This window comes from Thalassotalea sp. PP2-459, from assembly GCF_001913705.1.
GTDB lineage: Bacteria > Pseudomonadota > Gammaproteobacteria > Enterobacterales > Alteromonadaceae > Thalassotalea_C > Thalassotalea_C hakodatensis.
In genome coordinates this window covers 1-12,691 of sequence record NZ_MKQD01000069.1, presented here as the reverse complement: position 1 = coordinate 12,691, position 12,691 = coordinate 1, and the positions used below count along the sequence as shown (strand labels likewise).

Sequence of the window (12,691 nt, the reverse complement as noted above, 5' to 3'; positions counted from 1 at the left end):
TGTAAAAAAGAGACCGACAGTTTCCCTTGGTAATTAGCAATTACGACAGAATTGCTTGGTAATTAAGATACGACAAAGTCGCTTGGTGTTAACAATATAAATTGTATAAGTCGTAATTTGAACTGACAGACTTGAATAATAGGACTCAATCAAGTCTGACAAACGCTTGTGTGCCAAAAGCGGAAGTTGGCTACTTAATTTAAAAAGGCAGCTTTGATACGACATTATTTTGGCTTATCTAACGACAAATGAGCCGACATTACAGACACTAAATTATCCAAGATAATGTCATTTCGTTATTCTATAAAGAGTGAGGCAATATCTTTGGTAATTTGAGTAGGTGAATTGCAGTCACAGTTGGTTAAGCCAACAACGTAAACGTTTAAACTTGGAATATAAACCCCCATTGACTTGAAACCAAAGACACTACCGCCGTGCTCTCTTGTTGGCACACCGTTTAAGTCTTTTAAATGCCAACCATAACCATAAGAAATTGGCTCGCCATTTTTTAGTCTATATTTGCTAAAAGCCATTTCTATAGTGCTTTGTTTTACTAATAGATGCTTATCGATAGCTTGTTGCCAAATTAGCAAATCATCTGCTGTCGACATTAATGAACCTGATGAGTAGGGTATGCTCAGGCTCACCATTATCCTGTTGGTGTATTGCCCTTTGTTATGATAACCGTATGCCCTGTTTTTTATTACTTCTCTGTCATTTGCGTATCTGGAGTCTTTCATTTTAAGCGTTTTAAATATTTGTTTTTCGACAAAATTTTCATAGGTTTCTTTAGAAACTATTTCAATGATATAACCTAAAAGTGCATATCCTGAATTGTTATACTTAAATTTTTCTCCGGGATTAAAATCTACAGACTCATTTTTGAAAAAATCCACTAACTCTTGAGGGGAATGATCTTTTTTTGCAACAGCCCATAACGTTTTCATTTTAGTAAAGTCTTTAATACCAGATGTATGAGTTAAAAGGTGGTGCAAAGTAATATTTTCACCATTAGGATAATTAGGTAAATACTTAGCAACGTTATCATTTACATCTAATTTTTTTTGTTCGTGTAATATCAATATACTTAGTGCTGTAAACTGCTTAGTCATTGAACCTATTTGAAATACATTGGTAGCTTTCATATCAACATCTAACTCAATATTAGCTTTACCGAATGCTTTTCTATAAATAGGTACACCATCTTTAGCCACTAAGAAAACAGCTCCAGTGTCGTTTGGCTGAAATTTTTCAAGCAATAAATGATCTATTTTCTTTGTGAATTCATACTTATTCGCAATCGCAGTTCCTTGCAAGCAAATTATTGTCGTGGCAATCAATGTCATTCTTACAATGTACTTTGAAATCATTAATATGTTCTCTTTAATTTAAATTTATATGACTCCAATTTAGATACTAAAAAAAACAAATTTAGATGCAAAATATTTATAAAAGATAAAAAACCAATAAAATCAATGAGATTTTGGTTTGTTTTTAAAAGGCATAATGAAATAATCAGAAACTCAAATAAAAAATAATATTTTGCATCTAAATATTATTGCCGTGGTATCTAAGTGATATCGAATTAAATTTACATTTACTAAAGTGAGGAAAAAATGTCTGATTTATGGATACCGATTACAGGTGCTATCTGTTTAACTATTATGGTAATTGTTAATGTTATTAACAGTGGGAAGAATAAAAAGGAAATTCAACTAACCATACGCCAGTTATTAGACAAAGGAGAAAGTATCTCGCCAGATTTATTGGAAAAGCTCGGAACATTCAAATCACAAAAAATTATCGATTTACGTCGTGCTTTAGCCTTAGCAAGTGTTGGGTTAGCCTGTGTTCTTTCAGGATTCATCGTTAATGAAATACGTATTGGGCTTGCTATTGGTATTTTCCCATTAATGTTAGGCGTTGCCTTTTTCCTTTGTTGGAAAACAAACCAAAATGCTGAATAAGAAGAACAGTTGATAATGGTGGATGACAACACACTTATTGCTCGAGTTATCAGCAGTGGTGATCAAAATGCATTTGCTACGCTTATCAAAAAACACCAAGGGGCAATACGACAATTTCTTCGCCGATTAAACGCTGGAGATCAAGCAACTGCGGATGATATTGCACAGGAAGCTTTTTTAAAAATTTATCAAAAACTCGATACTTTTTTAGGCCAATCTTCTTTCAGTACCTGGGCACATAAAATTGCCTACAATTGTTTTCTGAAATATAAGCAAAAAATTTATCACCAACACGAAGTTGACGGTTTTAATTTATCTATTTTCGAAGCAAAATTTGAAGACATAGAGAAAGACTTGATAATAGAGCGCCTAATGAGTTGTTTAGATATAGCAGAGCGGACTTGTGTCACTTTATCTGTTAGTGCTGGAATGAGTCATCAAGAGATATCGACGATAACTAAATTTCCTTTGGGTACGGTTAAGTCACATATCAACCGAGGAAAACAGAAGTTAACGGAAAAAGTTAATCATCAATAAATATTTTAAAATAAAACGCCTGTAGCAAAGATAAAAGGATACGCCATGAATACTAACGATGACTCACTTCTACATTCGTTATTACAATACCACACACGTATAGTAGATCAGCAATTTGTTGATAATATTATTAACAATATTAAGGCAACAAATAAGTTTCGCCTGAAGGTCATTACTATGGCCATACTATTAGCATGCTCTTTAGCTATTCCATTGATAGGCAGCATCACTGATGCACTCGTTTTCTTTAATGATTTTGCAGCATTATCACCTTATATCGTTACTTTTTTCTCACTATTAGTGTTGGGTTTCTTTGCTTGGTTAAGCAATGAGAGCTTTTAAATAACGAATGCTTTATAAAGAATATAGGTTAAGGAGTATTAATTTAACTATATAATGCATTAGTTAAACCACTACTGAGGTGTAGCTAAGCATTTTAAAATTTAAATGGCAGTTTTGGGATCCAAGCAGTCTTGAATAACTGATATGCAGAGTTCTGCCTTTAGCACAGAAGAGACTAAACAAAATTCAAAGCTAATGTCCGCAATTGGCTAATTGCTGCCGATAACAGTTTAATGGTCAACGTCCGCTACTCGCTCACAGCAGTCTGTCAGATGATATGTGTACCTATTCATAAAAACTGTAAGATCGGATATGAGCTACTACAAGTCACAGCAAACAAATGGTATCTGTGAGTGGTTTCACAAAACCATTTTAAATGAGTTTGGACTTGTCAGAGCTGAGCTACTACACGTAATTTAAAAACTATTTAACAAAGTAAAGAATATCAAAAGTGCTGTTTTAGAGTAATCCAACTTATAAGCTCTTTCATAAAACCGTTCACAAATGCCTTATCTAGCTTTATATATTCATTTCTTAAACCGGTTTCTGCTTTCTGAAAGTAATGGTTCGCATTATCAAACGTTACAAAATGAAAGTTAGTTTCTGATTTCAGTAGTGCTTTTTCCATAATATCTTTATTCTGTTCAATGGATACTTGGTAGTCTTTGCCCCCAAAAAAAGCTAAAACAGGGATATCTAGTTTTTCATAGTCTGTCGCTGAATCGTGATACAAGAATGACGTAAGAGATGGTAAAGAATAAATAATTTCATACTCTTTATAAGAGTCATTTACCTGTTTATTTAATGCTTCTGAAGTTATATTCTTATTAGTCAACTTTAAAATTTGTTTTGTTGCTTCATTAAATTTTTTTGTTTTAAGAGCCACTTTTTTATTCATACTAATTGACCACATTAACTCATTATGAGCAGACACTAGAGCTTCAACAGCGGATACAGCTACTTCTTTAGCCATGTATTCTTGACGAATTTGATAAAGAACAATATCAACTAATGGTACAGAGGGAGCTCCCATTAAAACAATTTTCTGAATATCATTATTGTTCACTGCAGTTTTCGCAGCAACAATTCCCCCTTGACTGTGGCCTAGAAGAATAAATTTTTTAAAATTATAGTCATTATGGTGTTTAAAGAATTCTATTATCTTTTTTACATCGGAAACATGATCATCTAAAGTAGAGGCATTAAAATTGCCTGTACTACTACCAACACCCCTATCATCAAATCGAAAACTAGCCACACCGCCTAATTGTAAATTAACTGAGATTTCTTTAAAAACAGAGAAACCATCTAGTGTCTCGTTTCTGTCTTGAGGCCCGCTACCAGTCAAAAGGATGACTAAAGAATCACTATTTAGTTCATCTGGTATTAAAAGTGTTCCCGCGATGATGAGACTATTATTTTTTATTGAAATCTCTTTCTCAACACTAATACTTTCGCTATTAACGTTCTTCGCTTGAGCAATTGCACTCATGAATAGTAACATCATTAAACAGTATTTTTTTATCACAACCTTAACCTTATATAGTAATTAAAACAACACCTTAGCACTCGCAATAGCGTGCTTTCCCATTTACAACATGTAATCTTATGTTAACCATTTAAAGAAATTTCTTACCTACCCATAATTAATTTCAAAACTTCTTCTTTGTAAATAATCAAACTCTACCTCCATTTCAAAGAGCGTCCGTGTACGTTCTAAGTTAAGACTATCTAGCATTACCTTTCTATGTTGTTCATACTCTGCTGACATTTCAATATTAGCCGCTTTACGATAAGTTTGTTCGTCAGGCCATTGAGCATAGGCTATTAAAGCACCATCTTTATTACGATGTAGACGAGATCCGAGGCTCCCTTTGAACAAGTAAATTCCTTGAGTAGTTTGAGACCATGCTGAAATGAACTGCTCTTCATACCCTTCTTTTACTACAAATTCAAAAATGACAGCAAATGATGGGGAAATTAACCTATTTTTATTAACTTTTTGCTGTATGCTCACCTTAATACCTCCTATATAATCATTCGTAGCTTAATTCAAGCAATAATTAAATAATAAACTAAGCCGCATTGTTTAAAGTTTCACCATAAAAAATACTGCTTATTTACTAACAACGTTTAATAGTTCTTTCAATATAAATTAACTACCACGCAACATGACATTTGATAAAGAACTACATATTCAGCAACTTGATAAATCAACGGTTCTTTACCTTTCGTTACAATAGCTATTACTCCCTTCCTATACTTCAAAACTTGATTGTTGATTTAACAAAGCTAACCACTTATCGATACAAAGTGGTTTAGAAAATAAATACCCTTGGTAGATATCACAGTTTCGAGCACTGAGATAATTAAATTGTTTTTTGGTTTCAACACCTTCAGCAACAATTTTTAAATTCAAATTTTTTGCCATTAAGATAATGGAATCGACAATACATACTTCAAAAAACTCATCAACTATCTCATCGATAAATGATTTATCTATTTTAAGTTCTGTTATAGGTAAGTTTTGTAGGTAACTCAAACTTGAATAACCAGTACCAAAATCATCTAAAGAGAACCGAACACCAAGTCCTTGCAAATAATTCATTTTAGATACAATCAGATCAAAATCAGTTATGAGAGTATGTTCTGTTATTTCTAATTGGATATGTGAAGGTGAAACATCATAATGCGCTAAAGTAGATAGTAATGTGTCACTAAAATTTGGCTGTTCAATCTGCTTAGCACTTATATTAAGTGATAAAGATGGAATGCATGCACAATTTTTCTTATACCTTTTAAGTAATTGACATACTGAATCTATTACCCATTCACCAATTAAAATAATTTTTCCATTGTTTTCTGCTAAGGGTATAAACTCAGCTGGAGTAACAACCCCAAGAATAGGAGAATACCACCTGACTAACACCTCTGCCCCAACTAGTGAACCATCAATACTGTATTGAGGCTGAATAACCAATGACAATTCATTTGTAAAATTTTTATTTTGCATTGCCATAGCGATTTCAGATTGACGTTTTAAGTAATAAATTTCTGTCTCGCTAGCTAGGGCAAATTCCCCACCACCATTAGATTTAGCCCTTCGTAATGCAGTCTCAAGTAATGGCTTTACATCATTATAAGAAATATTAATTTTTTTACTTTTTAAAATACTGATAGAAGCTGCAATATATATGTCTTTATTGTCTATACTCAGCGGGGAACTAAGTGCATGAATAATTTTCTCTGCAACTAGCACTAATTTTTTATAAGATATTTCACTTTGACTATCAGCGTTTTTATCATTCAGAATAACAAAAAAACTGTCTGCATTGTGTCTATATATGCTGCCCCATTGCGGAATACTTTGAGACAAACGTAACACAAAAGCTTTTAGTACCAAATCGCCAATTTTTTCGCCATATATTAGATTTACTTGAGAGAACTTATCTATATCCACTAATAAAATTGAGAAGCACCCTTGCCCAGTTCTTAAAGAAGATAGACATTCAATTAATTTTATTTCAAAAGCTTTTCGATTATAGACCCCTGTAAGAGGATCATAAAAAGCTAGTTTTTTGATACGATAATCTAAGTCGTTTCTCTCTGTAATATTTCGTGAGGTATCAATGAAACCCGCCTTTTTATCTATGACAACTTCAATATCTAACAGTTCTTGTAAAAGCTCTGAGTTACCTTCGTTCAAGCAAGGTAACTCTATACATAATTTATTATTACTAACAGGTTCTGTTAACAAAGACTTATCAATACTAGGCTGATATTTAAACGTAAATGATTCAGATATAAAAATGGGTTTATTCTTACCGATTAATTCATCTAAATTAGCACCAAACGCTATTATTAATTTAAAATCTAAGTACTTCTGTATATTTTGCATTTTTTGATACGTTATCTCTTCAAAAGGCCCATGAACATATCTGGTTTCAAATTTCAAATAACATAATTACGCGGTAATGTTATGTACAACTGACACTGATACATTTTTTGTTTTCAATGACTTTATATAGGTAGTTATTTTATTTTAGTTATTCTCCAACAAGACACGTCTGTTTATTTCGATAATTCATTCAAGAATTAAAGCTAGACATTCATATCTTCAAAAAATGACTACTTTCACTTATCAATACGATAAAGCCTATGACTGATCTTCTCTCCAATTCAACAAATGAATATTAAGCGATAAAGGCAAATGCCAAATCGACAACAATCACAACTTATAGTAAGAGAACACGAACATCACATGAAAAAAATCGATGATAATAATGAATTAAATTCTTTATTGACTCATTAAAAATTTAGATAACGTAACCTTATTGAATGAATTTTTTTATTATCAATAAAAGGTTACATTTTAAGAAGAATCACAACCTGTAGGTAAAGGGTTCACAGAAAACACAAATATCTCGTTTAGACATGAATTTAATTAATAGGTAAACCTTAAATAAGCCATTTTTTATTTGAATTCTATCTAGATAACATAGTTTAACCCTAGCTAACTAAGAGATCGAAATGCTTCAAATAGAATTTTTTCATGATGCCGTATGTGGATGGTGTTATGTACTTTCCCCAAGGCTTCGACGGATCGTTGAAAACTTCCCTGTAAAAATTAAACATCGCGCTTTTGTATTACAAAGAAATGAAAGTGAGATGATCAAAAGGTTTGGTTCAATGTCTAACGCCAAGCACGAAATATTGGGGCACTGGCAAAGTTGTAAAAAGTATGCAGACAATCCTAATGGTTTTAATATAGAAGGCATGCGCCAAGCTAAATTTGATTATCCTAGTGGATATCTTGCAGCAAAATACGCCAAAGCTATTGAAAGTATTTTTGGACAAAACGCTCACTGGGATTTTTTCGATGCTGTTCAAACAGCACACCTTTACCATAACAAAAACATAGCCAATGCTAGCATACTGAACGCTATTGTAGACAACATCAACCTACCGCAAGAAGAGATAGCTTCTACGGTAAAGTTAAAAAAAATAGATCGACTGGTTGAGTTCGATAATGAACGCGCATCTCAGTTTTTTATAAAGAGTATTCCCAGCATCATTATAAACGGAAAAAGCGTTGTTTCAGAAGTACTCAGCCAAGAGCAATTAGAAGCGTTAGTGATTAAAAACCTAGATAATTATAAAGAGTAAAATTATGAAACATCAACTCATGGTAATAAACTTAACAGTTATATTTTTCCTACTTTTATCAACAGCAAATGCTACAGACTACTTTCCAAAACAAACCGTAGGCACAAGTCCATGGGGGGAAAATGATGAAATTGGAAGATTAAATATGATGACCCCCCTTTCTCAGGCTACCGTTATGGCTAAAGTAGATACAAGTATAATGTTTGATTTAGCTGTTGAATATTATGTAGGTATGCCTAGCTGGCAAGCAGCTGGAGACCCTCATTATCAGTTTTGGATGACTCATACACCTAGAGGAGCAATTAACGATAATGTTCTTAACCAAGGTAAAGAAATAAATCATCATGTCAGTTACTCTGGTAGTGCAATTTCTATGTACACACACACAGGTACACACATTGATGCATTTAGTCATTTTGGATTAGACGGCAAAATTTACAACCACTTCTCTGCCGATGAATATCTTGGAGATAAAGGTTGGCAACGTAGTGGGGCTGAAACAATTCCTCCTATTGTAGCACGAGGTGTGATGATTGATTTACCAAAATCAAAGAACGTTTCAATGCTAGCTGACAACTACAGAGTTACGGCCGAGGATATTAAAGAAGCACTAAAAAAACAAAAGATAACAATACAAGCTGGAGATGTTGTGCTGATAAGAACAGGGCGAATGAAAAATTTTAACAATGCTCAGAATTACATGAAAAATTCTCCTGGATTAGGAATGTCTGCTGCCATGTATCTAGCGAGTGAATCAGAAGCCATGATTGTGGGAGCAGACAACTTAAGCTTTGAGGCATTTCCTTCTGAAATATCAGGTAATTATGTTCCTGTTCACACATACTTATTAACTCAAATGGGAGTTCCTATTATTGAACTTTTAGATTTGGAATCTTTATCTCAGAATGAAACGTATGAATTTGCTTTTATTGCTTCACCTCTAAAGCTTAGGGGGGCCGACGCATCACCTTTAAGACCAATTGCATTTCCTCTCTTGACCAAATAAAGGCTGAAATATGAGTATTCTATCTGCACTTAATTGGCGTTACGCTGTTCGTAATTTCACAGACGAAAAGCTAAATAAAAAAATTATTCAAGAGTTAATAGAAGCAACCAGGTTAAGCCCTTCAGCTTATGGGTTGCAACCTTATCGCTTGGTTATAGTTGAATCTAGAGACGTTCGAAATGATTTAGTCTCTCATTCGATGGGACAAGAAAAAGTCCGTGATTGTTCTCATTTATTTGTACTCGCCACCAAATCTAAAATTGATACTGAATTTATTGTTAATCATTTTAAAATGGCTGAGAGACAACGTAACTTAACAGCGAGCTCTCTTTCAGGTTACACCGATGTAGTAAAAGGTATTATGTTAAGCTTGTCTGAAACTCAGATACAACATTGGGCGGAGAATCAAGTCTATTTTGCATTAAGAAACTTACTTACTGCTGCTGCACTTAATGAAGTTGACGCTTGTCCTATGGCTGGATTTGATAAACAGGGATTTGATGATGTGTTAAATTTAGAACAATATCACCTTAAAAGTACAGTTATATGTGCTTTAGGTAAACGCGACACAAGCGACTCAACAGCATTGATGAATAAAGTGCGAATACCCTCTAAAGAATTTAGTTTAGTTCTATAATAAGGTTAGCTATGGTGATTTAAACTGGTTCCAATTATTCACCCATGAAACAAAGTAATTAGGTTAACAATAAAACTAATACTGATGATTTTAGATGATGATTAAATGAAAGTTGCTATAGTTTTATTTATTACTATCAGTGACTAGTTAAGTACTTTAAAAGTAATCGCTCTTATGGAGTATAGGATGAAAATAACTCCACCATTTAGGTGTTATATATTCTAAAGTAAGCTCAAAACCTTAGATATTAATAGACAACATTACAAGTTTCAAAGTTAAGATAAAGTATTCATCAACGACTGGATAACTAAAGTTTTGAACATTGATTATATAAAAAATATTAAGGTTTTTTTGTATGCAAAAGATATCTTTAGAACAATGGCGAATGTTTATAGCTGTTGTTGATTCTGGTGGTTTTTCGCAAGCAGGAGATGCTTTGTTTAAAACACAATCAACCGTAAGTCATAGTATAAAAAAATTAGAACAAACTCTTGGAAAACCCCTTTTTGATATTGTGGGAAGAAAGGCTGTTCTCACTGCTTATGGTCAAAGCTTATTATCTCAAGCTAGGAGGTTGACTAGTCATGCAAACGCATTAGAGCACGATGCTATTTCACAAAAATTTGCAATACACTCTTCATTACATATTGCTGTCGATACGCTATTTCCACGTGACACTTTATCAAAAGTTTTAAATGTTGTGCTTGATAATTTTCCAAATTTAAACATTCAACTATATGAAACGACATTGTCTAGGTGTGGAGAGTTACTAGAAGACGGTACTGTGGACATAGGTATTGCTAGTAAGATTCCCAAAGGATACACAACAGTTCTCGTTTCAACAGTTGACCTTTATGCATCAGCTCATTCAGATCACGACTTATCACAATCTAACCATCTAACTTTAAGCATGCTTGAAAATCATAGACAAATCGTCATTCGAGATGCTGGTTTGAGAAATAATACCAACTCAGGTTGGTTAGGGAGTTCAAACAGATTAACTGTCTCGTCGGTTAACGAAGCGCTTAATTACGTCAAAGGTAATCTAGGTTACGCATGGCTACCTGAATGGGTTTTAAATCAAGAAAATAATGAAGTTTCTATTCTTTCCTTGCAACATGGTCAAATGCGCACAGTCGCTTTACAACTTGCAGTACGTGAGAATATTATCGATGATTTAGTCACAATAAAGGTTTTAGAAACGTTTAAAAGTAGCTTTGAATAATAAGGTGTCTGTAAAGTGTTCTGTATTCAACTTAAAAATGACTAATAAACAGCTGGCTTAGGCATCAAACTATGCAGTGATATCAGTATAATGTCTTTATTCACAACTGGTATTGTGAATACATCACTTATTTTTATATGTTTGTCCTTATTTAAGTGCCGTTTATCATTTGACGGTATGACAAAAATAAATTGTTATTTAATATTTAATTTTAGACAACAATATGAGTAACTGATAATGCCCATAATCAAATGTAAATCTTTTATATATTTTATCGCTATATTCTTTATTAGTGTGCATTTATATGCCAATGAACAACGAGACAACATCGATGCTTATTTATCACACTGTGAGAAAATAAATGTTTGTAATGGAGTATTCTTGGTTGCAAACGAAGGTAAGGTGATACTAAATAAAGCTTACGGTAAAGATGGAACTACACACAACAAGCCGCTAACAACTCAGCATAAATTTGATATTGGTTCAGTTTCTAAGCAATTTACTGCTGCTGGTATAATGCGACTTAAAGATCAAGGCAAACTTGACTTTGATGATTTACTTGAGAAGTACATACCTGAAATTAATTACCCTTCTATTACTATAAAGAATTTAATGAATCATACTTCCGGTATTCCTGAAACAATGAAGTATTTTACAAAACAATACCGCAAAGACCAGGTTAAATACCCTATTACAAATCAGAGAATGATTTCCGTACTTGCCACTAAAAACTTACCAAAGTATTTTGAACCAGGAGAAAACTGGAAATATAGCAATACTGGGTATTATTTATTGGCAAGTATCATTGAAAGAGTAAGTGGGTTGCCATACAGTCAATTCATGAAACTAGAGTTTTTTAAACCTTTAGGAATGGACGATACATCTGTATATCAAGTAAATAATGACAATAAATTTAATTTAAATAGAAGTTACGGATATATTGAAAAATTTGATGGTTCAACTCGACCATTTGATCAAATTCCTTTTTATTTTTTGGTGGGAAGTGGGGGAATTTACTCTACAGCAAAAGATTTATTTACCTGGTCCCAAGCACTATTAAGTCAGGAGTTATTTTCTAAAGATAGTTGGGAAAAAGCTTTAAGTTCAACAGAATATGGAAATAATCAATTAAAAGAGTATGGCTTTGGCTGGGGGCTGAAACCTTCTAAAAGTGGAAAAAAAGCAATAAAGCATTCTGGTGATTGGCGTGGTTTTACAACTGGGTTTGCTATTTACCCAGATGCACAGCAAACAATTGTTATATTAACAAACAATAACTCTCACGATGCTATCGATGATATACATAGTTCGCTAAATGATCTACTTGAAGGCAAAGAAACGTCTCCAGTAAAACAGAGCCTAAGTAAAGTATTGTACCCAATATTGATTAACTCAAATTTAACTAAAGCTAAATCAATTATAAATAATGCCATAAAACCCGATAACAATGATTACTTAACAGATAAAAAAATGATTAATCGTTTAGGGTATGAAATGCTAAAACTAAAAAAAGTACAAGAAGCCATTGTCGTATTCAAATTTAATAACGATAAATATTCAGATACCCCTAACACTTTCGACAGCCTAGCTGAAGCATACTCGATATCTGGTGAACTAGAAAAAGCATCTAATCTATTAGATAGGATGGAAAGTTTATTTCCAAAGTATATAGATTATGAAGATAGAAAAAAGAAACTAAAGCTTATATAAGTAGCACTTGTCCACTTCCCTTAAACTGAGACAGACATAATTAGAGTTTTCTGTAATGATTAATGCAGGAGACGACTATGAAAAAATCACGCTATACAGAA

Annotated in this window: 12 protein-coding genes; 8 read left to right on the top strand and 4 right to left on the bottom strand. The window is 33.0% G+C overall.

What is annotated here, in order from left to right:
* Positions 1–296: 296 nt before the first annotated feature.
* The gene (locus BI291_RS15905) at positions 297–1,370 is read right to left on the bottom strand and encodes a serine hydrolase (RefSeq protein WP_074499919.1); all 1,074 of its coding nucleotides are present in this window, start codon (positions 1,368–1,370) and stop codon (positions 297–299) included.
* Positions 1,371–1,616: 246 nt separating this feature from the next.
* On the opposite strand from BI291_RS15905, the gene BI291_RS15900 reads away from it, so the two are divergent.
* Genes BI291_RS15900 through BI291_RS15890 form a run of 3 tightly spaced genes read left to right on the top strand, consistent with a single transcriptional unit; the run spans position 1,617 to position 2,846 of the window.
* Positions 1,617–1,967, top strand: coding sequence for a DUF6249 domain-containing protein (locus BI291_RS15900; RefSeq protein ID WP_074499916.1), 351 nt, complete (start codon positions 1,617–1,619; stop codon positions 1,965–1,967).
* 15 nt (positions 1,968–1,982) lie between these two features.
* On the top strand, positions 1,983–2,504 hold the full coding sequence (locus BI291_RS15895; protein WP_083602134.1) for an RNA polymerase sigma factor: 522 nt from the start codon (positions 1,983–1,985) through the stop codon (positions 2,502–2,504).
* Positions 2,505–2,549: 45 nt separating this feature from the next.
* The gene (locus BI291_RS15890) at positions 2,550–2,846 is read left to right on the top strand and encodes a hypothetical protein (RefSeq protein ID WP_074499913.1); all 297 of its coding nucleotides are present in this window, start codon (positions 2,550–2,552) and stop codon (positions 2,844–2,846) included.
* A gap of 445 nt (positions 2,847–3,291) precedes the next feature.
* Here BI291_RS15890 and BI291_RS15885 read toward each other — a convergent pair whose 3' ends face one another.
* The 3 genes from BI291_RS15885 to BI291_RS15875 form a co-directional block, all read right to left on the bottom strand.
* On the bottom strand, positions 3,292–4,338 hold the full coding sequence (locus BI291_RS15885; protein ID WP_175573146.1) for a S9 family peptidase: 1,047 nt from the start codon (positions 4,336–4,338) through the stop codon (positions 3,292–3,294).
* Between the two features lie 144 nt (positions 4,339–4,482).
* Entirely contained in the window at positions 4,483–4,863 is a 381-nt protein-coding gene (locus BI291_RS15880) for an antibiotic biosynthesis monooxygenase (protein WP_254849602.1), read from the bottom strand.
* Positions 4,864–5,103: 240 nt separating this feature from the next.
* The gene (locus BI291_RS15875) at positions 5,104–6,744 is read right to left on the bottom strand and encodes a bifunctional diguanylate cyclase/phosphodiesterase (RefSeq protein WP_074499910.1); all 1,641 of its coding nucleotides are present in this window, start codon (positions 6,742–6,744) and stop codon (positions 5,104–5,106) included.
* Positions 6,745–7,376: 632 nt separating this feature from the next.
* On the opposite strand from BI291_RS15875, the gene BI291_RS15870 reads away from it, so the two are divergent.
* The 5 genes from BI291_RS15870 to BI291_RS15850 all read left to right on the top strand — a co-directional run bounded on the left by BI291_RS15870 (position 7,377) and on the right by BI291_RS15850 (position 12,590).
* On the top strand, positions 7,377–8,012 hold the full coding sequence (locus tag BI291_RS15870) for a DsbA family protein (protein ID WP_074499907.1): 636 nt from the start codon (positions 7,377–7,379) through the stop codon (positions 8,010–8,012).
* A 4-nt stretch (positions 8,013–8,016) separates the two neighbouring features.
* Entirely contained in the window at positions 8,017–9,018 is a 1,002-nt protein-coding gene (locus tag BI291_RS15865) for a cyclase family protein (RefSeq protein WP_254849601.1), read from the top strand.
* A 10-nt stretch (positions 9,019–9,028) separates the two neighbouring features.
* Entirely contained in the window at positions 9,029–9,655 is a 627-nt protein-coding gene (locus tag BI291_RS15860) for a nitroreductase family protein (RefSeq protein ID WP_074499904.1), read from the top strand.
* Positions 9,656–10,010: 355 nt separating this feature from the next.
* Positions 10,011–10,880, top strand: a complete 870-nt coding sequence (locus tag BI291_RS15855) for a LysR family transcriptional regulator (protein ID WP_074499901.1) — start codon at positions 10,011–10,013, stop codon at positions 10,878–10,880.
* A gap of 237 nt (positions 10,881–11,117) precedes the next feature.
* Positions 11,118–12,590 (top strand): serine hydrolase domain-containing protein, encoded by a 1,473-nt coding sequence (locus tag BI291_RS15850; protein WP_083602131.1) that lies wholly within the window; start codon positions 11,118–11,120, stop codon positions 12,588–12,590.
* The last annotated feature ends 101 nt before the right edge of the window (positions 12,591–12,691 follow it).

Coding starts and splice junctions, on each gene's coding strand:
- BI291_RS15905 (WP_074499919.1), bottom strand. CDS start 1,370: ATGATTTCAAAGTACATTGTAAGAATGACATTGATTGCCACGACAATA.
- BI291_RS15900 (WP_074499916.1), top strand. CDS start 1,617: ATGTCTGATTTATGGATACCGATTACAGGTGCTATCTGTTTAACTATT.
- BI291_RS15895 (WP_083602134.1), top strand. CDS start 1,983: ATGGTGGATGACAACACACTTATTGCTCGAGTTATCAGCAGTGGTGAT.
- BI291_RS15890 (WP_074499913.1), top strand. CDS start 2,550: ATGAATACTAACGATGACTCACTTCTACATTCGTTATTACAATACCAC.
- BI291_RS15885 (WP_175573146.1), bottom strand. CDS start 4,338: ATGAGTGCAATTGCTCAAGCGAAGAACGTTAATAGCGAAAGTATTAGT.
- BI291_RS15875 (WP_074499910.1), bottom strand. CDS start 6,744: ATGCAAAATATACAGAAGTACTTAGATTTTAAATTAATAATAGCGTTT.
- BI291_RS15870 (WP_074499907.1), top strand. CDS start 7,377: ATGCTTCAAATAGAATTTTTTCATGATGCCGTATGTGGATGGTGTTAT.
- BI291_RS15865 (WP_254849601.1), top strand. CDS start 8,017: ATGAAACATCAACTCATGGTAATAAACTTAACAGTTATATTTTTCCTA.
- BI291_RS15860 (WP_074499904.1), top strand. CDS start 9,029: ATGAGTATTCTATCTGCACTTAATTGGCGTTACGCTGTTCGTAATTTC.
- BI291_RS15855 (WP_074499901.1), top strand. CDS start 10,011: ATGCAAAAGATATCTTTAGAACAATGGCGAATGTTTATAGCTGTTGTT.
- BI291_RS15850 (WP_083602131.1), top strand. CDS start 11,118: ATGCCCATAATCAAATGTAAATCTTTTATATATTTTATCGCTATATTC.